Source organism: Cytobacillus sp. FSL R7-0696, from assembly GCF_038006865.1.
Taxonomy (GTDB): Bacteria; Bacillota; Bacilli; order Bacillales; family Cytobacillaceae; genus Cytobacillus; species Cytobacillus kochii.
This window is the reverse complement of record NZ_JBBOWA010000001.1, coordinates 3,434,969-3,458,756: the sequence shown is the minus strand read 5'-3', so window position 1 is coordinate 3,458,756 and position 23,788 is coordinate 3,434,969. Positions and strand designations below refer to the sequence as shown.

General features: G+C 36.6%; 26 protein-coding genes. 1 reads left to right on the top strand and 25 read right to left on the bottom strand.

The features are described 5' to 3' along the window. Positions 1-5 precede the first annotated feature (5 nt). From MKX29_RS17900 to MKX29_RS17800, 21 genes are all read right to left on the bottom strand, one after another. Positions 6-1,112: a prephenate dehydrogenase gene (locus MKX29_RS17900; RefSeq protein ID WP_224937434.1), complete on the bottom strand. Its 1,107-nt coding sequence runs from the start codon at positions 1,110-1,112 to the stop codon at positions 6-8. 150 nt (positions 1,113-1,262) lie between these two features. Further along, complete coding sequence (gene hisC, locus MKX29_RS17895) at positions 1,263-2,363, bottom strand: histidinol-phosphate transaminase (protein WP_224937433.1); 1,101 nt, start codon at positions 2,361-2,363, stop codon at positions 1,263-1,265. 20 nt (positions 2,364-2,383) lie between these two features. Continuing rightward, positions 2,384-2,758, bottom strand: coding sequence for a chorismate mutase (gene aroH / locus MKX29_RS17890; RefSeq protein WP_095372762.1), 375 nt, complete (start codon positions 2,756-2,758; stop codon positions 2,384-2,386). A gap of 2 nt (positions 2,759-2,760) precedes the next feature. Then, a complete protein-coding gene (aroB, locus tag MKX29_RS17885) occupies positions 2,761-3,843 on the bottom strand; it encodes a 3-dehydroquinate synthase (protein ID WP_224937432.1) in 1,083 nt (360 codons plus the stop codon). 2 nt (positions 3,844-3,845) lie between these two features. Then, positions 3,846-5,018: a chorismate synthase gene (gene aroC, locus MKX29_RS17880; RefSeq protein ID WP_224937431.1), complete on the bottom strand. Its 1,173-nt coding sequence runs from the start codon at positions 5,016-5,018 to the stop codon at positions 3,846-3,848. Between the two features lie 135 nt (positions 5,019-5,153). Continuing rightward, a complete protein-coding gene (locus MKX29_RS17875) occupies positions 5,154-5,951 on the bottom strand; it encodes a CheR family methyltransferase (protein WP_224937430.1) in 798 nt (265 codons plus the stop codon). A gap of 429 nt (positions 5,952-6,380) precedes the next feature. Then, the gene (gene ndk, locus MKX29_RS17870) at positions 6,381-6,827 is read right to left on the bottom strand and encodes a nucleoside-diphosphate kinase (protein WP_341106868.1); all 447 of its coding nucleotides are present in this window, start codon (positions 6,825-6,827) and stop codon (positions 6,381-6,383) included. A gap of 111 nt (positions 6,828-6,938) precedes the next feature. Beyond that, entirely contained in the window at positions 6,939-7,901 is a 963-nt protein-coding gene (hepT, locus tag MKX29_RS17865) for a heptaprenyl diphosphate synthase component II (RefSeq protein WP_224937429.1), read from the bottom strand. 77 nt (positions 7,902-7,978) lie between these two features. Beyond that, positions 7,979-8,680 (bottom strand): demethylmenaquinone methyltransferase, encoded by a 702-nt coding sequence (locus MKX29_RS17860; protein WP_341106865.1) that lies wholly within the window; start codon positions 8,678-8,680, stop codon positions 7,979-7,981. Positions 8,681-8,684: 4 nt separating this feature from the next. Then, positions 8,685-9,521 (bottom strand): heptaprenyl diphosphate synthase component 1, encoded by an 837-nt coding sequence (locus tag MKX29_RS17855; protein ID WP_341106862.1) that lies wholly within the window; start codon positions 9,519-9,521, stop codon positions 8,685-8,687. A 310-nt stretch (positions 9,522-9,831) separates the two neighbouring features. Further along, on the bottom strand, positions 9,832-10,065 hold the full coding sequence (gene mtrB, locus MKX29_RS17850) for a trp RNA-binding attenuation protein MtrB (protein WP_095372754.1): 234 nt from the start codon (positions 10,063-10,065) through the stop codon (positions 9,832-9,834). Between the two features lie 19 nt (positions 10,066-10,084). Then, complete coding sequence (gene folE / locus MKX29_RS17845; protein WP_224937426.1) at positions 10,085-10,651, bottom strand: GTP cyclohydrolase I FolE; 567 nt, start codon at positions 10,649-10,651, stop codon at positions 10,085-10,087. Positions 10,652-11,156: 505 nt separating this feature from the next. Next, entirely contained in the window at positions 11,157-11,429 is a 273-nt protein-coding gene (gene hbs / locus MKX29_RS17840) for a non-specific DNA-binding protein Hbs (protein WP_066200607.1), read from the bottom strand. A 619-nt stretch (positions 11,430-12,048) separates the two neighbouring features. Next, positions 12,049-13,527 (bottom strand): stage IV sporulation protein A, encoded by a 1,479-nt coding sequence (gene spoIVA, locus MKX29_RS17835; protein WP_095372751.1) that lies wholly within the window; start codon positions 13,525-13,527, stop codon positions 12,049-12,051. A gap of 222 nt (positions 13,528-13,749) precedes the next feature. Next, the gene (locus MKX29_RS17830; RefSeq protein WP_341106859.1) at positions 13,750-14,460 is read right to left on the bottom strand and encodes a hypothetical protein; all 711 of its coding nucleotides are present in this window, start codon (positions 14,458-14,460) and stop codon (positions 13,750-13,752) included. 50 nt (positions 14,461-14,510) lie between these two features. Beyond that, the gene (locus MKX29_RS17825; RefSeq protein WP_095372749.1) at positions 14,511-14,714 is read right to left on the bottom strand and encodes a DUF2768 domain-containing protein; all 204 of its coding nucleotides are present in this window, start codon (positions 14,712-14,714) and stop codon (positions 14,511-14,513) included. 369 nt (positions 14,715-15,083) lie between these two features. Next, positions 15,084-16,133: an NAD(P)H-dependent glycerol-3-phosphate dehydrogenase gene (locus MKX29_RS17820; RefSeq protein WP_251161927.1), complete on the bottom strand. Its 1,050-nt coding sequence runs from the start codon at positions 16,131-16,133 to the stop codon at positions 15,084-15,086. A 243-nt stretch (positions 16,134-16,376) separates the two neighbouring features. After that, positions 16,377-17,687: a ribosome biogenesis GTPase Der gene (der, locus tag MKX29_RS17815; RefSeq protein WP_095372747.1), complete on the bottom strand. Its 1,311-nt coding sequence runs from the start codon at positions 17,685-17,687 to the stop codon at positions 16,377-16,379. Positions 17,688-17,843: 156 nt separating this feature from the next. Then, entirely contained in the window at positions 17,844-18,029 is a 186-nt protein-coding gene (locus MKX29_RS17810; protein ID WP_224937423.1) for a capping complex subunit for YIEGIA, read from the bottom strand. A gap of 15 nt (positions 18,030-18,044) precedes the next feature. Next, the gene (locus MKX29_RS17805; RefSeq protein WP_095372745.1) at positions 18,045-18,923 is read right to left on the bottom strand and encodes a YIEGIA family protein; all 879 of its coding nucleotides are present in this window, start codon (positions 18,921-18,923) and stop codon (positions 18,045-18,047) included. Beyond that, a complete protein-coding gene (locus tag MKX29_RS17800) occupies positions 18,916-19,527 on the bottom strand; it encodes a YphA family membrane protein (RefSeq protein ID WP_341106857.1) in 612 nt (203 codons plus the stop codon). The genes MKX29_RS17805 and MKX29_RS17800 overlap by 8 nt, the downstream gene beginning before the upstream one ends. A gap of 106 nt (positions 19,528-19,633) precedes the next feature. On the opposite strand from MKX29_RS17800, the gene MKX29_RS17795 reads away from it, so the two are divergent. Continuing rightward, positions 19,634-19,771 (top strand): YpzI family protein, encoded by a 138-nt coding sequence (locus tag MKX29_RS17795; protein WP_224937421.1) that lies wholly within the window; start codon positions 19,634-19,636, stop codon positions 19,769-19,771. Positions 19,772-20,000: 229 nt separating this feature from the next. Here MKX29_RS17795 and fni read toward each other — a convergent pair whose 3' ends face one another. The 4 genes from fni to cmk all read right to left on the bottom strand — a co-directional run bounded on the left by fni (position 20,001) and on the right by cmk (position 23,640). Next, positions 20,001-21,062 (bottom strand): type 2 isopentenyl-diphosphate Delta-isomerase, encoded by a 1,062-nt coding sequence (fni, locus tag MKX29_RS17790; RefSeq protein WP_341106854.1) that lies wholly within the window; start codon positions 21,060-21,062, stop codon positions 20,001-20,003. Between the two features lie 13 nt (positions 21,063-21,075). Beyond that, the gene (gene rpsA / locus MKX29_RS17785; RefSeq protein WP_224937419.1) at positions 21,076-22,212 is read right to left on the bottom strand and encodes a 30S ribosomal protein S1; all 1,137 of its coding nucleotides are present in this window, start codon (positions 22,210-22,212) and stop codon (positions 21,076-21,078) included. 173 nt (positions 22,213-22,385) lie between these two features. Further along, a complete protein-coding gene (locus MKX29_RS17780) occupies positions 22,386-22,967 on the bottom strand; it encodes a lysophospholipid acyltransferase family protein (protein ID WP_289434068.1) in 582 nt (193 codons plus the stop codon). A gap of 1 nt (position 22,968) precedes the next feature. Further along, on the bottom strand, positions 22,969-23,640 hold the full coding sequence (gene cmk / locus MKX29_RS17775; RefSeq protein WP_224937417.1) for a (d)CMP kinase: 672 nt from the start codon (positions 23,638-23,640) through the stop codon (positions 22,969-22,971). Positions 23,641-23,788: the final 148 nt, after the last annotated feature.

Sequence of the window (23,788 nt, the reverse complement as noted above, 5' to 3'; positions counted from 1 at the left end):
CATTGTTACATGCCAATTGTATGTTCAAAAGATGTTTGTCTATTTATGCAATCTATCGCACGATCACGATCCTCTTCTGTTTGAAAGCTAATCACAAGCACGCCAGTTATTTCTTCTCTCGTTTCTCTAATACTAATATTTGTGATACTAATCTCTTCCTTTGCTAAATATCCAGTAATTTCCGAAATGACACCTGGATAATCAGGGACATCGACAAATAGGTCATAAAAGGCCGGAATGGCTCCTTTTTGTTTTTGTGGCATTTCATCACGAAAGGTTTTGGCAGATTGGAAATATTGAAAGATCTCTTCATTATCCGCAGTAGTAAGCATTTCATAGACATAGTTCATTTCTTTCTTCCAGTCTTCTAATAAATCTAACAACACCTCATTATTTTGCAAGAGAATATCACGCCACATCGCTGGGCTACTAGAAGCAATTCTTGTAATATCCCTAAATCCACCTGCAGCAAGGCGGGGAATCAGCTTTTGTGTTTGACTACTCTCTTCGGCTCGACGAACGAGAGAAGCAGCAATAATATGCGGAAAATGACTAATCACACCTGTTAAGTAATCGTGCTCATGTGGTGTCACTGTAATAAACTTTGCCTTTGTACTAGTCAGCCACTCTTTTAAACGATCGATTTTCTCTTCCGTAATATGCGGTTCAGGTGTTAAAAGATAGAAGGCATTCTCAAATAAAAGTCGTCTGGCTGCAGATACACCACTCTTATGTGAACCGGCCATCGGATGACCACCAATGAATGTAAAACCTTTTTGTTTTAAATCATTGGCAGATGATATAATTTCTTTCTTCGTACTTCCCGCATCTGTTATAATTACATCTCTTTTAAGATCCATGTATGCGAGCTCTTCTACTATTCTTTTTGTCTCATTTACTGGTGTAGCAATAATAATCAGGTCAGCCTTCTCAGCACCTTCACGAATAGTTGAAACTGACTCATCAATTACACCCAACATCTTACCGAGTTTTAACTGTTCTTTATTTACATCATAACCGCTACATTTGGCTTCAAGATGAGTATGCTTAATTGAAAGTGCAATAGAACCACCGATTAATCCTAGACCAATAACAAATACTTGTCCATTCATGTTTTAACACACCTCTTGTTAGAAAACTCATTGATTGACGAAGGTATGAGGTTAAATTGCTAAATAGAAAAATACCACTACCCTACAAATACTTTTTCATGTAAAACAATTTCAGAGACGATTTTCGCCTCTGAAATAAAAAATTCCTAATTAAGATACTGTCTTGATTTCTGATAGAAATTGAGACATCGCTTGTATAACACCATCATTTTGTTCCTTCGATCCAACTGTTACCCGAACAGCTGTAGGAAAACCTAATGCTTGACCCGATCTAACAATATAGCCCTTTTCTAATAGTGATTGAAAGACGCGATTTCCCTCCACAGCAAAGTCAATTAAAATAAAATTTCCTTGGGATGGATAGTAATCTAATCCGTTTTCCTCACAAAATTGATAAAATTGCGCTAATCCACTACGATTCTCTTGTCTACATTTTTCAATGAACACATCGTCAGATAACGCCTGTATAGCTACTTCTTGACCGAAGCGGTTGGCATTGAATGGTTCCCTGACTGGCTCTAACGCGCGAATGAGTGGTGCTTGAGCAATCCCGTAACCAATACGTAGGCTAGCAAGTCCATAAATCTTAGAGAAAGTACGAAGAGCGATGACATGTGGAAAAGCCTCAACAATTTTAATGGAATCATGGTAATCTTCTGCTGTCGTATATTCACAATACGCTTCATCTAGTACAACTAATACATCTTCAGGAACTTTACTAATAAACGACACTAGTTCATCGTTGGGAATATAGGTGCCAGTTGGGTTGTTCGGACTACAAACCCAAACGATTGCTGTTTGCTCATCAATTTGCGCTAACATATTCTCTAGATCATGCTGCCCTTCTTTTAGCGGTACCTCACGTACCTCCGCTCCTTCAATGATTGCATTATGTTTATATTGAGGAAAGGTTGGTGTAGCCATAACAGTATTTGTTTCAGGACTTAATAATGCACGAGAAAGCATCATAATTGTCTCATCCGAGCCATTTCCAAAGATTAATTGATCCTGACTCACACCAAGATGACTAGCTAGGGCTTCACGCAAATTTGCAGCATATCCGTCCGGATATAAAGCAAAAAATGCAGAAGGTTGCTGAATTGCCTCTGACGCTTTTGGTGAACAACCGAAGGGATTTTCATTAGAAGCAAGTTTTGTTATTTCACTTAGTCCATATTGTTTTTTTACTTCATCTATAGATTTTCCAGGTTGGTAAGGGGTCAAATTTAATATTTGCTGCTTCCACTTCATTTTCCTCATACTCCTCTTCTTTATCTATTTAATTCTTGTTGTAAATCCGGTCGTAATGATACTGCATTTCCTAAATAAATATGAGAAATTTTTTCTTGAGCAATCTCCGTGTTCACATGCATCATTACCCGAATACATTTTGTTAAACCTTTTGGAACAGGAATTTCTCTCATACACATAACGGGCACATATGTCCATCCCTCAATTGCCCGGAGCGCCTTTGCTGGAAAGGCTTCTGTGATGTCATCTGTTACAGAAATAAATACACTTACGACAGAATGTGCATCTATATGATTCTCCTTAATCATTTCTCGTAGCAACTGCTCGGTAGCTGCCACTATTTCTTTTTCTTCATTCTTTTCAACAGTAACCGCACCTCTCACCCCACGTATCACCTTTATCCCCCCTTATGAAAGCTTGCCAATTCTTCTAGTATGATTTCATCGGAAATATCCTCTAAAACTGGTTTCCCGATTCTGGTTAACAACACAAACTTTACTTGGCCTGCAACACTCTTTTTATCTTGTTTCATTCTTTTTAATAGATTTTCATGACTTATATGAACAGGAATCGTGGTTGTATATCCTAAAATCTGTAACCATTGTGTGAAATCTTCTACATTAAATGAAAGATTTAATTTTTTCTGACTTAATTTAAGAGCAAAAATCATTCCAACTGCGACCGATTCACCATGCGTCCAACCGCCGTAGCCCATTTCTGCCTCAATCGCATGACCTAATGTATGACCAAAGTTTAAATATGCTCGCACACCTTTTTCTTTTTCATCCGCTGCGACAAATTCTCCTTTTATTTCTATGCCTCTTGTTAAAAAGGATGAAAGTAACGTAGGAGAAAGTTCTTCTAGCGTATGGAGTTCACTACGCATCTGTGCATAAAACACTTCATCATGAATGAGTCCATGCTTAATTACTTCAGCGAACCCTGAGCGTTTTTCCTGCAAAGATAGTGATTGCAAAAATTCTAAATCATAAAAAACTGCTTCCGGCTGATGAAAAGCACCAATCATATTCTTTCCTAAAGGATGATTGATGGCTACTTTACCACCTACTGCACTATCGTGGGCAAGAATGGTTGTTGGGATCTGTATAAAAGGGATACCTCTCATAAACGTAGAAGCAACAAACCCTGCCAAGTCACCAATTGCCCCTCCACCTATAGCAATAATAAGCGATTTTCTATCGAGCTTTTTCTCAAGCAAAAAGCCGGTAATGTCATAATAGACATCAAAAGTCTTTGCATTTTCTCCGCTAGGTGCAATGTAAACGGAGAAGGGCAGCTCATTAAAAGCTGCCTTTAAGTCGTTCCAATAAATATCCGCTACCTTTTCATCAATAATGATGCCAATATTGGTGACTTCCTTCATATTTTCTTGAATGAATGCTTGTACACCATGAATAGCGCCGCTACCAATAACGACTGGATAAGAGTGATGTTGAGTTGAAATTTGCAGCTGCACCATCTTTAAAACTCCTTTGCATACCGTTTTTGATCGGCAATTATATCCTTTAACGTCTCAAAGCGATCTGCATAGAATTGTTCAACAATCGCGCTTGCTAACTCCCAAGCAATTACATGCTCTGCCACTACTGCCGCCGCTGGTACTGCACAACTATCTGAACGTTCAATACTAGCATTAAAAGGTTCTTTCGTATCAATATCTACACTTTCTAATGGTTTATATAGTGTTGGTATAGGTTTCATTACACCTTTAACAACAATCGGCATACCAGTTGTCATGCCTCCTTCAAAACCACCAAGATTATTGGTTTTACGATAATAACCTTTCTCCTCACTCCAAGCAATCTCATCATGTACTTGACTACCTGGCTTTTTAGCGGCTTCAAAGCCAATACCAAATTCAACACCTTTAAAGGCGTTTATACTCAACATCGCATAAGCAAGTTTTGCATCTAGTTTACGATCATAATGAACATAACTACCAACTCCCGAAGGCATACCTTCTACAACTACTTCAACGACACCACCAATAGAATCACCATTCTTCTTGGCATTGTCAATCGCTGCCATCATCTCTTCTGCTGCTACACTGTCTAAACAACGAACTGGAGACTCTTCAGTTATTGTTTTTAATTCTTCCATTGAAGAATAACTTTTCACATTTGAGACGATTCCACCGATCTCCACAACATGACCCACAACTTCAATGCCTAAAGATGATAATAACTTTTTCGCTACTGCACCCGCTGCTACTCTTACTGTTGTTTCTCGAGCTGATGAACGTTCTAATACATTTCTCATATCTCTATGACCGTATTTTACAGCACCATTTAAATCCGCATGACCTGGTCTCGGTCTTGTTATTTTTCTTTTTACTTCTTCTAATTCCTCCGGTTCGATTGGTGCTTGCCCCATAATCTTAGTCCAATGCTTCCAATCATCGTTCTCAACGACAAGTCCAACCGGTGATCCTAATGTATATCCATGTCTAACGCCGGATGTAATCTGGACAGTATCTTTTTCAATTTGCATCCTACGGCCACGACCATATCCTTTTTGCCTTCTTGCAAGTGACTCATTAATATCTGTTTCTAGTAATGGCAACCCTGCAGGCAAGCCTTCAATAATTGTTGTTAATTGGGGTCCATGTGATTCCCCAGAAGTTAAATATCTCATTACTCTTTCCCCCTTCAACGCTTTAAAGGATTATGTATCAATATAACATATGAACATCTATAAACATAGTATAAATTTAAAAATAATCTTTTATTTCTATAAAAAATATGTAACTAGTTAGGTTGAAAAGCCTATTTATTTTATTAACGGCAGTCCGCTTGTCTTTTTATAAAAGAAAGATTGCTGATTTTTCAAGTCATATAGAGAGGGATTAAATATTTGTTCCGTACTTCCAACAAATAAGTAACCACCATTTTTAAGTGCTTTACTAAATTTGCTATAAATCATTGCTTTTGCTTCTTCGGTAAAATAAATAAGGACATTTCGACAAATAATTAAGTCATAGTCCTTTAAAAAAGAATCGGCAAGTAAATTTTGCTTTTGGAAGACTACTGTTTGTTTAATCTCATCTGATAGAATATATTGTTTTCCTTCTTGAAAAAAATACTTCTTTTTCATTTCATCAGGTATCTCCTGAAGAGATCGTTCATGGTAAATGCCTGTTTTTGCTCTCAGTAGTGCAGATTCATCAATATCAGTGGCAAAAATTCGGATTTTTGAAAGAGGTAAATACTTAGATAAGATCATCGCTAGTGTGTATGGCTCCTCTCCTGTTGAACAGGCAGCACTCCATAACTTCAATGGCTCTTTCTTCTGTAACAATAGAGGTAGTATTTCTTTTTCTAACACTTCCCACCTCTTTCGATTTCGGTAAAACTCAGAGACATTAATCGTCATACGATCTAAAAACTCAGCCAACAGCTTTTTGTCTTTAACCATCGCAAGATATAACTGGTTAAAAGATGTATACCCCTTTTTATCATAGAAAGCTTGAAGTCGCCTTTTCATTTGTGTTTCTTTATATTGAGCCAAATCAATGCCCGTATATTGGTTAACCTTTTCAATAAATTGCTCATATTCATGTTCGTACATGAGGTGTACACCTCCCTTATAAAGCTACATTTTCTATCTAGTATAAAACAAAAGTGCAAATAATGTTGAAATTTTTTTGAATTGCCGTAAATAATTCGATTTGCTTTATAAAAAGTACAAAAATTCAGGGGAGAGTTTATCGTTTTCACTCTACTCTTGATAGAGTAGCTTAATGAATTGTCCTTAAACGACTTTGCACAGCCAAATTTTTTCTTTTTTACTCTTGATGGATGCGTTTATCCCTTTTGGTGAAGTTATTCTTAAATGTGGACACACTAATCCCTTTTGCTCAGCTATCTTTCTCTTTTTCACTCCAGATGGACGCGGTAATCCCTTCTCCTCAACTGTATATAAACACAAAAATTAATAGAGCCATTATTTAAGCAAAAAAACGCCTGGCAATTGCCAGACGTTTTTAGAGTGAATAGATTAGTTAGACCAATCGTTGATTAACTTTTTGTATTCGACAATTTGCTCTTCTTTAAAGAACAGACCGATTTCACGTTCTGCACTTTCTTTTGAGTCTGAACCATGAATAACATTCTTACCAACAGTTACTGCGAAATCACCACGGATAGAACCTGGTACAGAATCTTTAGGGTTAGTTGCACCCATCATTTGACGAGCTGTGGCAATCACATTTTCACCTTCCCAAACCATTGCAAAAACGGGTCCAGAAGTAATAAAGTCTACTAATTCACCAAAGAAAGGACGCTCTTTATGCTCCCCATAATGCTCTTCTGCAAGCTCAGTAGGAATACTCATTAACTTAGCGCCTTTTAGTTGGAAGCCTTTCTTTTCAAAACGAGAAACGATTTCTCCAATTAAATTACGTTGTACACCATCTGGTTTAACCATTAAAAAAGTTTGTTCCATTTTCAAACACTCCTCTTGCTCTATGTATTATTTATCATCCATAATCCATCAAAAATATTATCATTGTTTTGACAATTTAGCAACTTCCAATTGATAAAATGACCGTTTCGGTTAAAACTTTCTTTTACCAATTGTTTTCGCAATATCTCGCAGTAAATTTTTTGCGCGGTTTTGTGGAAGCTCAGCAATTAAATTTAGCGCTTTTTCAAGGTATAATTCACTTAATGTTAAGCTACGATCAATCGCATCGGAATTTTTTATCAATTCTAATGCTCGCTCAATTTCTGCTTCTGTTGAATGGTCAGTTATTTTTACTAAATCGTCTTTAATGGCAGGTGTTTCCATAGCAAGTAACACAGGTAAAGTAATATTCCCTTGCTTCAAATCACCACCAGCAGGTTTCCCTAGCTCTTTTTCTGTCCCTACAAAATCAAGCACATCATCAATAATTTGATAACTCATTCCAATATAATAACCTATATAATATAACTTTTTATGTAACTCATCCTCTACATCAGCTGCGATTGCTCCTAATTGACAGCTCGCTGCAATGAGTATAGCGGTTTTTCTTCTAATTCGACGTAAGTACTTTCGCAAATTTTGATTAAATTGAAATTTATCCTCAATCTGTTCAATTTCACCTAAACATAATTCCACAAGCGTGTGAGCTAAAATTTGGTGCGCAATCGGTTTATTAATGTTAGAGAGAACATCAAGGGCTCTCGCAAAAATATAATCACCGGTATACATAGCAATCCGGTTATCCCACCTAGATTTAATTGTCGGCTGTCCGCGACGCAAATCTGCATCATCAATTACATCATCATGAACAAGTGACGCCATATGGATGAGTTCTAATGAAACTGCTACATTTTTTATGTTATTAATATCATAGTTGCCAAATTTACCACCAAGTAAAACAAATACGGGTCGTAATCTTTTTCCACCAGCCTGTAATAATGAAAGGGATGCCTCATGAAGCAAAGGCGATTCAGCCTGTATAGTGTCCTCTAATTCTTTTTCAATAATATTGATGTCAGCATTCAAAAAAGAATAGATCATCTTTAATTTCATATCGATACTCACCCAGCTTTAAATCCTTCATGCACATTCATACTTGTCAATGATGAATTACATTTCAGAACAAATTATTATTTATGTCCAATATGGACCGCCGCAACGCCACCAGTATATGGCTTATACTCAACATCACGAAAACCTGCTTTTTTAAACATTCCCGCTAATTCTTTTATACCAGGAAAATCTTTAGCAGACTCTTGTAACCATGAATATTCCTCATAGCTTTTTGCAAAGATTTTACCAAATGTTGGCATAATAAAACGGAAATAAAAACGGTAGCCTTGTTTAAAGCCAATCATTGTCGGTTGAGAAGTTTCTAAGCAAACAGCTATACCACCAGGCTTCACTACACGATACATTTCCTTTAAGACTTGCATATAATCAGGAACATTCCGTAAGCCGAATCCAATTGTTACATAGTCAAAGCTATTATCAGGGTATGGTAATTCCATCGCGTTTCCATGGACTAATTCTATGTTCTTGATTGGGTGATTGCTCACCTTCTCTTCACCAATCTTAAGCATATTTTTGCTAAAATCTAAACCAATGACTTCCCCTTTTTCACCTACAGCTTCTGATAATGCTATCGTCCAATCGCCCGTTCCACAACAAATATCAAGCGCTTTTGCCCCAGGCTTTACATCCATTCGTTTCATCGTATCTTTCCGCCAGCGCAGGTGCTGTTGAAAACTAATGACTGAATTCATCTTATCGTAATTACCATATATTTTTTCAAATACTTTATGCACACGTTCTTCTTTCGATTGTACCATGTATTTAACCTTCCTCTACAAATGACTGAACAGCTTCTTGTTGCTGGCTTTTCATCCATTTTAGTTTTTCTCTAAATAGCTCTGTATGTTCGCATTTATCAATGGATTGCTCAATTTCTTTAAAGGATAAGGAGACGTATTTATCACAAATATGAATAAGACTTTGTTTATTGTTATGCAAAGTAAATGGTACACTTTGCTCAGTCTCAAATAATTTAGATAAAGCGTCAAATAAAATGGACGGTTTACCAGCTAAAAATTGTTTTTTCTCGAGTAACACTCTATTAATAAAAACAAGATTTGCTGCTAATTCACCAAGCTCATCTCTATTGTAAAAGTGAGTAATACGATCAAATAAAGAGGACTCCGTCTTTTTTAAAGACTCCATTAACGATTCTACAGTAACTCTGGCATGGCTATAAACAGAAACTTTATGTTCATTTACTTCCATAATACCTTCAGCTAAAGTTCGTATCATAAAAATATCATCTATTTCAGCTAAAATTTGGTAGTATAATCCACTATAATAAGTTCCTGCTAAAATGGTGAGCTGCCTTCCCTTTAGACGCTCTAATGGCAGAGGTTCATTTTGAACGCTTTCGTGTGTATCAAGGGCGATTTGCACAAGCATGGTCGTTATGATATATTTATCTGCTTTGGATTTCGGTATTTGCAGGTTATCGACAATAAACATGATTAAAAGAAGCTTGTCTTCGTCAATATATGGTTGTTGAATGATCTTTGACATATAAGGTTGACGCGTTTTTTTCTGAAGAACTTCCTTTAAGTTCATTAATCGTGTATTCATATCTTGTAGTTTGGCGTTCTTGTTTGCATTCATTATATATTCCCCCGATACGGGCAATCCTTATGATCGACATATGAACCAATCATTTACTAAAGATTATTTATAGTAGCACTTCCCTTTTACATTGCCCAAAAAGTGACTTAATTGTTCTCCCTTAGACATAAAAAAAGCCTCTCACTTTTATAAAATCATTGCTTCCATTCCTTTTTAAAGCTTATTTAACTTGAATGGTAGAGCGCTTGACTTCAATGATAAGCCAGTGACAATTATATCATAAAACAAAGTGACTTGTTAGGGGAATATAAAGGAAAGGCATATAAATTCATATCAATCGATCATACCTTTAAGCTTTCTTTTCACTTTCTACTTCTCCATATGCTGTTACGATGGACGCATGCCCTCGTATTTTAATAGCAGAAGTATGCTCCGTAAATTGAGCAATCATGACTTCTCCCTCATCTAATTTCTCCGAATGATGAAACCTCGTGTCCGAGCCTCTTGTTAAACCAATCACATTTACGCCATCTTCTTTTGCTTTAATGACGACATATTCATTGCCAGGATTTGTTCTCTCCATTTGAGTCACCTCTATCCTATTACCCTTTTATAAATGACAACACTTCTGCTCTTGTATTTCCATCTTCCGCAAAAACACCTCTAACCGCAGAGGTGACTGTTTTACTACCAGGTTTTTTCACACCACGCATCGTCATACACATATGTTCTGCCTCTACGACTACCATCACACCATGAGGATCTAATTTATGTAATATTGCATCTGCTACTGTAGCTGTAATGCGCTCTTGAAGTTGTGGTCTTCTTGCAACAGTTTCTACAGCCCTTGCTAACTTGCTTAATCCCGTCACCTTACCATTTCTAGGAATATAAGCAACATGCGCCTTCCCAAAGAAAGGGACAAGATGATGTTCACACATTGAAAAGAATGGAATATCTTTTACAAGGACAAGTTCTTCATGGTCTTCACCAAAAACGGTTTCAAAATATTCTTCAGGGTCCTGGTGTATGCCCGAAAACACCTCTTCATACATTTTTGCTACTCTTTTTGGTGTATCTAATAACCCCTCTCGGTTCGGGTCTTCTCCAATAGCGTCTAATATAAGCTTTACAGCTTCTTCAATTTGAGCGCGATTTACTTCTGACATTCAGCTACCTCCTATTACGGAACTATAAACTATTATCTTACATGCTAGCATAATTATTTCCTAACAGACAAAAAGTTATAGAAAAAATAAAGGATAAACTTTCTTCCTTTTAGGATACTATTATATAAATGAACACAAGTACCGTCAAACTCCTATGATGGTTTTGAAAAGAAATCTATATGTTAAGTACAAATAGTAGCAAAAAACATAGTTTTTTATAACTCATTCATAAAATGGTCATTCACTTGAAATGGTGGAATGTGCATTGATTTTGTAAAGAGAATGAAGAACGTGAATCATTCATTTTAATTGTAAGTCAGTTATTGGGGTCTTCTTAATCATTTAACGAAGAGTAAAAGAATCCGTAGACTTTAGCCCCTTTACCTTTGTGGATTGCACTACTGTTGTATAGGACTAGGCAATGTTTGAAATTAATCGTAAATTTATAAGAAAAACCGCGAAAAAAATTCGCGGTTTTTCCTTAAGCAATTAATTATGTAATTAATTACTTTACTGCATCTTTAAGCGCTTTTCCTGGTTTGAAAGCAGGAACTTTGCTTGCAGCGATTTCGATTTCTTCGCCAGTTTGTGGGTTGCGGCCTTTACGTGCTGCACGTTCACGAACTTCAAAGTTACCAAAACCAATTAGTTGTACTTTATCACCATTTTTAAGTGCATCAAGCACTGTATCGAAAACAGCATCAACTGCTTTAGTAGCATCTTTCTTAGAAAGCTCGCTAGCTTCTGCAACTGCATTAATTAGTTCAGTTTTGTTCATTACTTTCACCTCCTCCCAAAAAAATATCGTAAACCCAGTAAAATAAAGATTCCTTACATTCATTTGTAAACAAAATTACTGAATTCTATACGTTGTAACGCATTTTTGTTGAAGCAGAAACTTATCATATCTCAAAAAAAGAAGAATTTCAACTTTTTTGATGCAAAAAGCCTTATTTCATAAGGGTTCTTACCGTTACAACGTTAATTCTGCTTAAAAGATTATCATAATCAATTGAGCATATCAAGGATATTTCATGATTTGATGGCAATCTTTTCTTATTTGAAACAAATTTGTAATAAGGGGAGAGAAAACCCGTCAATCTAGGCTTAAAGCTTGACAAATTTGTAGAGATAAAAAATGTAAGCTCTTTCATTTTAATAATACAATTCTTTATAAAGAACAATTCAAAGTAACCATACTGTATTTTTATTCGTTTCTATGTAGACGAAAGTTTGAATGGTCTTTTTAGAAGGGAATTCAAGTAAAGCTTCTACCGAAATTCCACGCTTCTTTCGTTTTAGATAATACTCTATTTAACCACTCATCCGTTCATACTTTTTTTACCATAAAAAAAGACAACTTTTCATCCGGATAGAATGAAAGTCGCCTTTTATTTCTACAAAATAATGGCAATGAGTCCCCCAGAGCCTTCGTTTATAATTCTTTCTAAAGTCTCTTTGAGTTTATATCTAGCATTCTCAGGCATCAATGATAGCTTCGCTTGGATTCCTTCTCTAACAATCGAACTAAGCGATCGACCAAAGATATCTGAATTCCAAATTGAAAGGGGATCATCTTCAAAGTCTTGCATTAAGTAACGAACTAATTCTTCACTTTGTTTCTCTGTTCCGATAATCGGAGAAAATTCAGATTCGACATCAACTTTGATCATATGAATAGACGGTGCAACAGCTTTCAAACGAACCCCAAACCTTGAACCATGCCTTGTTATTTCAGGCTCATCTAAACTCATATCAGACAGTGATGGAGCTGCGATGCCATATCCTGTCTGTTTCACCATTCTAAGCGCATCTGAGATTTGATCATATTCTGATTTTGCATGGGCAAATTCTTGCATCAGTTCAAGAAGATGATCTTTGCCACGTATTTCAACACCGACAATTTCTTTTAATACTTCATCATATAAATCATCAGGCGCATATAAATCAATTTCAGCGATCCCTTGACCCATTTCTATACCGGCTAAGCCTGCACGATCAATAAATTCGAAATCACTAAACTGATGTACAACACGATCAACATCTCGTAACCTCTTAATATCTTTGACAGTCTCTTTTACGGCTTCTTGATAACTCTCACGTAACCAATGATCTTCGTGGAGGACCATTACCCAACTTGGCAAGTTTACATTTACTTCTAAAACAGGGAATTCGTACAACGCTTCTCGCATCACGCTATATACATCAGATTCCCTCATTCCTTCTACACTCATAGCAAGTACAGGGATATCATATTTCTCTGATAGCTTCAAACGAAGATCCTCCGTTGCCGGATGGTGTGGTTGCACACTATTGATGACCATAATAAATGGTTTTCCTACTTCTTTCAGCTCTTCAATTACTCTTTCTTCAGCCTCGATGTAGTTTGCGCGAGGAATTTCTCCAATTGTACCATCTGTCGTAATGACGACACCAATTGTAGAGTGTTCTTGAATGACTTTTCTTGTACCGATTTCAGCAGCTTCGTGAAATGGAATCGGCTCCTCATACCAAGGAGTATTGATCATTCTTGGACCATTTTCATCCTCATATCCTTTTGCTCCTGGGACTGTATATCCAACACAATCAACAAGACGGATATTTACCTCCAAGCCTTCATCTACATGGACATTAGCAGCTTGATTCGGCACAAACTTTGGTTCTGTAGTCATAATTGTTTTTCCTGCTGCACTTTGAGGGAGCTCATCCTGGGTACGTGCTCGATCAGCCTCATTGTCCATATTTGGGAGGACTGCTAGCTCCATGAATTTCTTAATAAATGTCGATTTTCCAGTACGGACTGCACCTACTACTCCAAAATAGATATCACCGCCTGTTCGTTCGGCAATATCTTTAAAAATATCTACCTTTTCCAAGTGATCCCCTCCTGAATCATGAGTTAGTGGGATAATATTATCCAATAATTTATATTTGTACACTATATATCTATGATGTTGTCCGATATGAATATGCCAACTTTTTAAAAAAATCCCCTTTCTCACTTTTTCTTTATGCAATCAATTGTTGCTTTTCATTATTGTATTAAAAGAGAAAAAAACCCTCCCTCTACAATATATTTTGTAGAGAGAGGGTTATGACTAATTCACTAAAAATATTGGTTCATTCTTTTTTTCATCTATTGTATACGGTAATGAATAAGATGGTACAAAGGGTGAATCTTCAACTAAATGGAAGCGAATATCACTGTTTTCAGCTTTAAGATCCCCAGCCTCCATTAATTGCATTAAGTCGGTACGATAATCAACGAATACTTCTCCGTCGCTTGTCACCACATACGATAGTTCGTTACCACTAAACGGACTAACAGCTTTCGGTTCTTCATTATAACCGATTTTAGAGAAATCTAATGAGTATACATTTTCACCGATATTATCCTTATATGGTGGATATCCTTCCATGCGAATTCGAAGAGTAATATCTCTGATTTCATCAGCAATACGTAAATCAGACAATTTCACTTTCGGATCATCTTCAACATCAATCAGTACATATTGAAAAACGCCTCCGGATTCAAATGCATTGCTAGGATACTCAGCCATATACTTTGGTACAAGTTTCTTAAAATCAATTGGATATTTTTGAAAAAGCGGTGTATCTTCTTCGGTCGTTTTTATAGGTAATAGACCACCTGTCTCATCTTGATATTGCTTGATGGCTGTTTGTACGCGATTAATTTCATCCTCGTAAGGAATTTGATTCTTTGCTCTTTCTTCTTCTGGATACATACATCCAGATAAAAGAAGGGTTATGAGTATAAATAAGCTAGTTAAATAGCTCTTTTTTTTCATATACATCAACCTTTAATTATGTATTTTCAGGGAAAACCCCTTGCGATGTTCTATTCTGAAACGGGACCGCTAAATACGACTAGAAAAATAATGAGACCACTTACTACCATAAAACTATAGGCAAATAGAGCAGTTACCCCTTTCAATACCCCATTTTTCAACTTAAACCGACTTAAATAAATAAGTAAAATAGCAATAAACATAAAGCCCATTGAAGCAAGGGCAATCCACATTTTCATTAAACCAGGTGACATCTCATTCACTCCTTTTTCCGAATTGTATTATACCATACAGTTCGTTCGCTTTGACAGCATTATCAGATAATTTTATGTATTGCAGTAAAAGGCAAGCAATTATTTGACTAATTGAACATTCTCAATATCCATTGTAGGAATCCCCTCTTTGACTTCTTATTCTCCATTTATATGAATGGTAACATAGCAAGTCAAAGTATAAAAAATAACCGAGGAATAAGAAGGGGCTCCCTTATCCTCGGCAAATGACTAAAATACCCTATTCACCCTGTTCATTTTACCAGTTTGCTTCAAAGGCATTGTATGCAAAGGATAAGCCGCCCGTCTCCTCATATGCCTATATTTTTATAAACAGCACCAAATTATTAGTTAATCTTGATTTTGCGCCATAAAAATATCCGCAATATCTTCCATTTCATTTGTTTTTGTACGCGCCATTAGACGGTCAACTCCATCTTTAGCATCGATATCATTAAATAAAATGTCATATAGAACAGAAGTTATGGGCATTTGCACATCGTATTTCTCTGCTAATTGATAGGCTGCCCTTGTTGTTCGAACACCTTCAACAACCATACCCATATTTTCTAATACTTCATCTAAGTTTTTGCCTTTGCCTAGAAGATTCCCTGCACGCCAGTTTCTCGAATGAGTACTTGTACAAGTCACAATTAAATCACCTATGCCAGCTAGACCTGAGAAAGTTAGCGGACTTGCGCCCATTTTTACACCTAGTCTGGTGATTTCTGCTAATCCTCTAGTTACTAGCGCTGCTTTAGCATTATCTCCATAACCAAGTCCATCTGAAATGCCGGCTGCTAATGCAATAATGTTTTTTAATGCGCCACCAATTTCAACGCCAACAATATCCGGATTAGTGTATACTCTAAAGTTTTGGTTAATAAATAAATCTTGGACTTTTTCAGCTGCCTTCATATTTTTAGAGGAGACAGCTACAGTTGTCGGGTGACGCAAACTCACTTCTTCTGCATGACTAGGCCCTGATAGAACAACCACATCTTTTAAAAGGGCTTTAGGTGTCACTTCTTCAATCATTTCGGAAATTCTTTTTGAAGTATCTGGTTCAATCCCTTTACTCACATGTACGATGGTCAGTGGTTCTTTTCTCACTTCAGCTATGCTCTGTAAAACTTCTCTAATTGCTTTCGTAGGTACAGCTAAAATGATTGTTTCGATACCTTCTAATACTTGATCAAGCTTTGTATAACCTACGATATTTTTTGGTAAAGAAATCGCAGGTAAATATGCCTCGTTTGTATGGTTTTCATTAATTTCTTTGATTTGTTTTTCCTTGTGACCCCATAAACGCACTTCATGGTCATTATCTGCCAGCACCATCGCAAGGGCTGTACCCCAACTTCCGGCACCAATAACAGCTATTTTTTCTTTTTGACTCATCTTGCATTCACCTCATTTCAATTCATTTCGCCTATTTAAAAGAAGGAAAGGAACCGCCAATCTGAGAAAAACGTTAGTACAGCGGAAGAATAGTCGTTTTTTTACCTTTATTAATTGGCATATACTAAAGAGCCGCTGGTCCCATAAAGCTAGAAACATCATTATGTAAGGGACAGCTATTATGAAATGATGAGACATCAAATCGTACAGCTGTCCGCTTTTACTATGCTAATAGTGAATAGTTTATTTTCGCTCTCTTGCAATAATTTTAATTGGCGTCCCTTCAAATCCAAAAGCATCTCTAATTCTGTTTTCAAGAAATCTTTCATAAGAGAAGTGTAGAAGCTCAGGATCATTAACAAATACGACGAAGGTCGGCGGTTTGATTGCTACTTGGGTAGCATAATATATTCGCAGTCTTCTTCCCTTATCTGTTGGTGTTGGGTTCATTGCCACTGCATCCATTATAACATCATTTAAAACATTTGTTTCCACGCGCATCATATGATTTTCACTAGCAATGTTCACCATTGGAATCAATGTATGAATTCTTTTCTTTGTCAATGCTGATAGAAAAACAATCGGTGCGTAATCAAGGAATTGGAAATGATCCCTAATATTTTGTTCGAACTTCTTCATTGTTTTCTCATCTTTTTCAACAGCATCCCATTTATTCACAACAATGATGACAGCCCTACCAGCTTCATGTGCATAGCCTGCAATTCGCTTATCTTGTTCAATGATACCTTCTTCTCCATCTAGTACAATGAGAACAACGTCAGAACGTTCTATGGCTCTTAAAGCACGTAACACACTATATTTCTCAGTCGTTTCGTACACTTTACCTTTTTTCCGCATACCCGCTGTATCTATAATGACATACTCATCACCATTATACTTAAGCTGTGAGTCAATCGCATCTCTTGTCGTTCCTGCTACATTAGAAACAATGACGCGATCTTCTCCTAGAATAGCATTTACTAAAGATGATTTCCCTACATTTGGACGGCCTATAAGCGAGAACTTTATGACATCATCATCGTATTGATTTTCTTCATGATTAGGGAAGCTCTTAGCTGCCTCATCTAATAAATCACCCAAACCTAAACCATGTGATCCTGAGATTGGAAACGGTTCACCAAAGCCTAGGGAATAAAAGTCATAAATCATTTGTCTCATTTCTGGATTATCAATTTTATTGACTCCAAGAACAACAGGCTTTTTTGCTTTATACAAAATTTTCGCTACTTCTTCATCCGCAGATGTCACACCTTCACGACCGTTTACTAAGAAAACGATCACATCAGCCTCGTCGATAGCGATTTCAGCTTGTTGACGAATTTGTTCTAAAAAGGGCTCGTCCCCAATATCTATGCCACCTGTATCAATAATATTAAAGTCATGAGTTAACCATTCTGCAGAACTATAAATGCGATCTCTTGTAACGCCAGGAATATCTTCAACGATTGAAATTCGTTCACCAACAATTCTGTTAAAAATAGTAGATTTTCCTACGTTTGGACGTCCGACAATTGCCAGTACTGGTTTTGTCACGAACATCACCCCTCAATTTCATTAAAATACTTGCTTATATTAATTTAATGTAAGCAAATTTGATTTAAAAGAAACCCTTCAACTAATGAAGGGTTCAACTATAATATATTACCAAACAGCCACCTTCCTTACAAGGAGAAGCTGCATATTCATTATTTAATGGCGGACAATCACGTACATTTCTTCAGTCAGCATATGAGCGATTCCGTCTAAAATAGCTTCTAAATTTGTAGCAATCACTTCCATTTCTCTTTTATCCTCACAATGAAACACGGCTGCACCACTAGGGACTTTCTTTGGGTTTGTAGTAATAACTGCAAGTACAAATTTATTGATTTCCATCATTTGTCCCTCCCTTTATTTCGGTACATGCATTTCTTTTGGCATTTTTATTGCATTTTCCAGAGTTGGTACACCACCAATTACTTTAATTGCTTTTTCAACTGTTCTTTCTTGAGGAAGAATGAATACCCCTACCCGCCCATCATCTAAATCCCGTTTAGCTAATGGCACAAGTGCTGGGGCACCGGAATCCGTAACGACCCCTAGAGCCGTTGAAACATCATGTAATATCGCTTGTCTTTGCCCTAAATTTGCAATGGTCGTATTTACATTAAAATTTTTCGGAACCAGAATAAAACCCATCCCATACTTTAAAATTTCTTCTTGTCTTTCCGGAAGTCCAATGTTCATAATATAAATGTTATCAACATATAATCCGGCTCCGTCGAAATGCGGCTTTACATATTTGATTTCCACGATATCTGATAACTTACCACCACTCATCATTACTTTTGATAACACGACGGCAATAGCAGCAGCGATAATTGCTACCCAAAGATTAAATAAGAGGTAAAATAATGTAGTAATAAGAGATGTAAACATGACTAAATAATTCCTGCTTTCAAAGGCAATAGCAATTCCTTCTATATAAGTCCTACCTCGGGGAACCATTTCATAACTATCTAACTCAGTTAACGTATTTCTTTCCATATTTCTAACCTCACGGAACTGTGAAGCAGCAACGGTTAAGAAGGTAATTGCAGTAAAATCCTCCTCCATGATTGACGGGATGGCAACACTGCCTAATCCAGCAGCGATAAAACCTAAAGCAATATGAATAATCTTCCCATGTAGATAGGTTGGGTACTGTCGATAATCTGTTCTTAACATATAAATCCTTGTTAATGTGCCAACAATTACACCTAAAACAACTGGATAGATATATTCATTCATGATAATTTTGCTTCTCCTTTACTAATGGGTTTAAGTTTCTTTCTAGGTAAGCAGCCAAATATTCAATCATATTCCATCCAGAAACAACTACAAATGCCATACTTAGGACATCAAGAAAGCCAAAAGATCCAATTTGGAAAGGAAAGCCATACTTTTGAATAATAAGGGCAAATATTACCTCCCCGTTTAATGCAGCAAATATTAATATACAAATACGGCTTAACGCTTGCTTATGAAGAAGTATGACTAAACACGCTAACATACCGGCTAACATCCAGTCACGGTTAAAAACAACCCAAATTGGATCAAACATCTCAAAGCAGAGAAAAGCACAGTAAGCAAATGAGACAATGAGCATACATGTAACCAAATAGAGAGGATGACCACATTGCGATTTTACAAAGAGAAAACTAGCGGCAATGTAGAGAAGAAAGAAACTCACACCAATTGCTGTCGTTCCAATTGAAAAATGATAAGGCGTAATGATAATAAGCAATAATAGTGCGAATGACGCTAAATAACGGTATGTATTTGCCTTACTTACGAAAAATGTGACAATAATCCAAAGCGACCAAGCAATCCAATAAAAGAAAAGACCTTCCAAATAAATACACCTCCTACTATCCCCATTATGGGTAGAAAATATGTAGTTTAATCTATTTGAATAAAAAATGTCTGATTTCTTATCTTAATAATTAGGAGGTGTAGATATGGGAAAAGATCGTCAGGAAAAAAAACTAAAAAGCAGTAAGAGAGTAGAATCAGATCGTGACCAAAGTATTCAATACGACGGGGCAACATCAATGCAAAGTCCAGAAAATGCACGCAAATTAAATAATAATGAATAACTTAAAAGAATTGTGTAAACCTCTTAGTAACGCGATTACGCTTTATTTAACTGTTTTACTTTAAGTATTTTTGTCCTTTTCGCGTATTAGCGCGACTTTTGTTTTGTATTCAGTCAACAAAGTCGCGCTCTTCTTTTTTATGATTTGATTAATGATAAAGTTTAAAAATCAATAGACTTTTAACGTAAAAAAAGAGACTACTTTTGTAAGTAGCCTCTTTTTTTAAACATTATTTTGAATGAATCATTCTTGTACTGTATGTATGTGTATCCATTTGTCGCTGTTGCAACCACTCAAGCACTTCTCCCTTAAAAATAAGGGGGGCAAGTTGTAATTCGTTAAGATTGCTTGCACCTATAGCTGTCATAATTATTTTTAATTCTTCATGAAGGGAAGTCACTTCTTTTACTACTGCTTCATAACCAGAATCCACTAAGATCTTCAAGAAATACCCTGCCATACCTACACCGTTAGCACCAAGCGCAATAGCTTTTGCAATATCCATACTCGTCTGAATTCCACCAGATGCAAGTATCGTTATATCACTATGTGATTGTGCTTCAACAATGGAAGTAGCAGTCGGAATCCCCCATCCATCAAAGAACGACAGTACCCTCTCTCTTCGTTCGTTTTCAATTTTAGAGAAATTAGTGCCACCATAACCACCAACATCCACAATATTAACGCCAACACCTTTTAGCTTTTCTACTGCTTCACGACTCATACCGAATCCTACTTCTTTAACGATAATTGGTACATCTAAGTGATTTACAATCTTCTCGATACGCATGAGGGCATGCGAAAAATCACGATCTCCCTCTGGCATCGTTAGCTCTTGGACGACATTTACATGAATTTGTAATGCATCTGCTTGTATCATCTCTACAGCATCTTTGGCTTGATTTACCGTGGCTTCGCTACCCAAATTGGCAAATATTAGTCCATATGGATTTTCTTTCCTTACAATTTCATACGAAAAGCGTTCTTCTGAATTTTTTATTGCTGCCATCTGCGAGCCTACTGCCATCCCTACCCCTGTCTCTTTAGCCACCCGCGCGAGCAGGCGATTAATTTCAAGTGTCTTTGCACCACCGCCACCGGTCATTGCATTGATAAAAATAGGCGAACTGAGTTGTAGTTCGCCTATTTTCGTTCCCAAATGAATCTTTGAGAGAGATGTGTTAGGTAAGCTTTGATGTACAAAAGAAACACAATCAAATCCAGCGTTATTCGTTTGACCAGTTGTTAGCGCATATTGAATATGATCCCATTTTCTCTTTGCTCTCGTCACTATACTACCACCATTATTTATTTAATTTCTTTAACTGTTCACCAATCATTTCACCTAATTGGAACCCTTTAGACTCTTCAGGCAGTTCATAATCAGTTGGTTCTTCTTCTTTTTCAACAAGATCTTTAATGCTTAGAGAAAGTCTTTCATCGTTCTCATTCACATCAAGGACTTTCACTTGCACTGCTTGACCTTCTTTTAATACTTCATGTGGTGTGGCAATATGTTTATGTGCGATTTGAGAAATATGAACAAGCCCTTCCACTCCAGGGAATACTTCTACAAAAGCACCATAAGATACAAGTCTTTTCACTGTGCCTTCTAACACACTACCTTTAGGGGCTTTTTCAGCAATACCATCCCATGGACCAGGCAAAGTATCTTTAATAGATAGTGAAATTCGTTCATTATCCTTATCTACACTTAGTACTTTTACTTTGACAGATTGACCTTCTGTAACAACATCCGAAGGCTTAGCAACATGCTCATAAGAAAGTTGTGAAATATGGACTAAACCATCAACACCACCGATATCAACAAAAGCACCGAAATCTGTAATACGTTGTACAGTTCCATCAATCACGCTTCCAGCTTCAAGCGAACCAAGTAATTCTTTCTTTTGCTTTCCTTGTTCCTCTTCAACAACTACACGATGAGAAAGAATTAAACGATTTTTATCTTTATCTAACTCAACAATTTTAAAAGCTAATGTTTGACCTTTATAATCTGAGAAATCTTCAACAAAATGTGCTTCAACTAAAGAAGCTGGTACAAATCCGCGAACTCCAAGGTCTACGACTAATCCACCTTTAACAACATCTTTGATTTCAGCATCAAAAACTTCACCGTCATTAAATTTTTGTTCTAGCTGTTCCCAAGACTTTTCAGCATCTACTTTGCGCTTAGATAGTACGAGCGCTTCTTCTTCTACTTTTAACACTTCTAATTGTAGTTCATCACCTTCTGCAACAGCATCGCTAGCTGTTTCTACATGAAGACTTGATAGTTCACTAATTGGAATAATACCATCTAATTTGCTATTTTCGATATCGACAATCACTTGCTTCTCTTCTACTTTTGTCACTTTACCATTTACTTTATCGCCAACTTCAAAATTTGCTACTTCAATTTCATTCATTTCTTCTGACATATGTATTCCTCCTTAATCCAATGGCTAATTTCATTTTCCACTTATAAAATGCAATCTTACAAAGTGTAAATTGCACTAAATAAACTAGAGTTGTAAAACCACTTTGATCCTGAAATATAAAATGCCTTTTTATAAACTTCTTACAAATAGCACCTTTTGTCAAGTAAGAAGGTTTAGCGATTCTGTTCGATTAATTTTTTAATTTCATTCATAATGATATCCGTTGTTTCTTCTGCGTTGACTTTGTTTGCCCGGATTTCATCCATTGGGATAGGCTTTCCGTAGACAACTTTTAATTTCTTAAAAGGTTTATACGGGCCAATGATGGCACAAGGTACGACAGCAGCAGCAGAACGAAGAGCAAAGAACCCTGCACCAGCAAGACCTTTACCAACTTCTCCCGTTTTACTCCTCGTCCCTTCTGGAAATAAACCTAAAACATGCCCTTCTTTAAGAACCTTTAACCCTTTTCTCAACGCTTCACGATCACTCATTCCTCTTTTTACAGAAAAAGCATTCAGATGTGGTAATAACTTCCCTAAAACTGGCACGTTAAACAACTCTTCTTTTGCCATAAAGTGAATGTCTCGTGGCGCTGTAATCCCTACAATTGGCGGATCTAGGTTATCAATATGATTGCAACATAAAAGGACGCCACCTTCTGCTGGGACATTCTCCCTACCTTTCACATCCATGCGATAAACGGGCTTTAATAAGCCGTATACTAAAGAGCGTGCAAATGTATATACACTCATATTATTGAATCCTTTCCTCAACCAACTTCATAATTCTATCAACAACTTCGTGAATGCTTAGTGATGTTGTATCCAATTCCACTGCATCCTCAGCTTTTTTGAGTGGTGCAACTTCCCTTTCCGAATCTAACTTATCTCTATTAGCAATTTCCTCTTTTAGAAGAGCTAAATCTGAAGGAAAACCCTTTTCTAAGTTTTCAGCGTGGCGTCGAGCTGCTCGTTCATCCACTGATGCTAAAAGAAACACTTTTACTTCTGCATCAGGTAAAACATGTGTACCAATATCACGGCCATCCATCACTACACCACCTTCTTGACCGAAGCGTTGTTGACGGGCAACCATTTCTTCTCTTACCTGCTTATGTTTAGAAACCGTAGAGACTGAATTAGTTACTTCAGCTGTTCTAATTTCCGTAGAAACATCTAACCCATCTAAAAGAATACGTTGGCCAGATTCTCCAGGATTTAAGACAATGTCTGTCTCTTTTAACAAATGAATTAATGATTCTTCATCATTTATATCTATTTCTGACTGCAACGCTTTAAATGTTAACGCGCGATACATCGCCCCTGTATCTATATAAATATAATGAAGCTTCTCAGCTATGATTTTAGCAACTGTACTTTTCCCCGCTGCTGCAGGTCCATCTATGGCAATTGATATTTTATTCATAAACCCTCCTGAAATACCTATACAAATATATTCTTTACGTTTTATATTCTATCATAAATTCACTTAATTAGTTGTAATGATTATGTGTCATTAATAATCCCCTCTTCTAATAAGGAGTCTTTTTATTAATTAAAATAATATGGTCGTT

Excerpts from the sequence above, each read along its gene's own strand:
- MKX29_RS17900 (WP_224937434.1), bottom strand. The coding sequence starts at position 1,112 with ATGAATGGACAAGTATTTGTTATTGGTCTAGGATTAATCGGTGGTTCT.
- hisC (WP_224937433.1), bottom strand. The coding sequence starts at position 2,363 with ATGAAGTGGAAGCAGCAAATATTAAATTTGACCCCTTACCAACCTGGA.
- aroB (WP_224937432.1), bottom strand. The coding sequence starts at position 3,843 with ATGGTGCAGCTGCAAATTTCAACTCAACATCACTCTTATCCAGTCGTT.
- aroC (WP_224937431.1), bottom strand. The coding sequence starts at position 5,018 with ATGAGATATTTAACTTCTGGGGAATCACATGGACCCCAATTAACAACA.
- MKX29_RS17875 (WP_224937430.1), bottom strand. The coding sequence starts at position 5,951 with ATGTACGAACATGAATATGAGCAATTTATTGAAAAGGTTAACCAATAT.
- ndk (WP_341106868.1), bottom strand. The coding sequence starts at position 6,827 with ATGGAACAAACTTTTTTAATGGTTAAACCAGATGGTGTACAACGTAAT.
- hepT (WP_224937429.1), bottom strand. The coding sequence starts at position 7,901 with ATGAAATTAAAGATGATCTATTCTTTTTTGAATGCTGACATCAATATT.
- MKX29_RS17860 (WP_341106865.1), bottom strand. The coding sequence starts at position 8,680 with ATGGTACAATCGAAAGAAGAACGTGTGCATAAAGTATTTGAAAAAATA.
- MKX29_RS17855 (WP_341106862.1), bottom strand. The coding sequence starts at position 9,521 with ATGAATGCAAACAAGAACGCCAAACTACAAGATATGAATACACGATTA.
- mtrB (WP_095372754.1), bottom strand. The coding sequence starts at position 10,065 with ATGGAGAGAACAAATCCTGGCAATGAATATGTCGTCATTAAAGCAAAA.
- folE (WP_224937426.1), bottom strand. The coding sequence starts at position 10,651 with ATGTCAGAAGTAAATCGCGCTCAAATTGAAGAAGCTGTAAAGCTTATA.
- hbs (WP_066200607.1), bottom strand. The coding sequence starts at position 11,429 with ATGAACAAAACTGAACTAATTAATGCAGTTGCAGAAGCTAGCGAGCTT.
- MKX29_RS17830 (WP_341106859.1), bottom strand. The coding sequence starts at position 14,460 with ATGAAAAAAAAGAGCTATTTAACTAGCTTATTTATACTCATAACCCTT.
- MKX29_RS17825 (WP_095372749.1), bottom strand. The coding sequence starts at position 14,714 with ATGTCACCTGGTTTAATGAAAATGTGGATTGCCCTTGCTTCAATGGGC.
- MKX29_RS17820 (WP_251161927.1), bottom strand. The coding sequence starts at position 16,133 with ATGAGTCAAAAAGAAAAAATAGCTGTTATTGGTGCCGGAAGTTGGGGT.
- MKX29_RS17810 (WP_224937423.1), bottom strand. The coding sequence starts at position 18,029 with ATGGAAATCAATAAATTTGTACTTGCAGTTATTACTACAAACCCAAAG.
- MKX29_RS17805 (WP_095372745.1), bottom strand. The coding sequence starts at position 18,923 with ATGAATGAATATATCTATCCAGTTGTTTTAGGTGTAATTGTTGGCACA.
- MKX29_RS17795 (WP_224937421.1), top strand. The coding sequence starts at position 19,634 with ATGGGAAAAGATCGTCAGGAAAAAAAACTAAAAAGCAGTAAGAGAGTA.
- rpsA (WP_224937419.1), bottom strand. The coding sequence starts at position 22,212 with ATGTCAGAAGAAATGAATGAAATTGAAGTAGCAAATTTTGAAGTTGGC.
- MKX29_RS17780 (WP_289434068.1), bottom strand. The coding sequence starts at position 22,967 with ATGAGTGTATATACATTTGCACGCTCTTTAGTATACGGCTTATTAAAG.
- cmk (WP_224937417.1), bottom strand. The coding sequence starts at position 23,640 with ATGAATAAAATATCAATTGCCATAGATGGACCTGCAGCAGCGGGGAAA.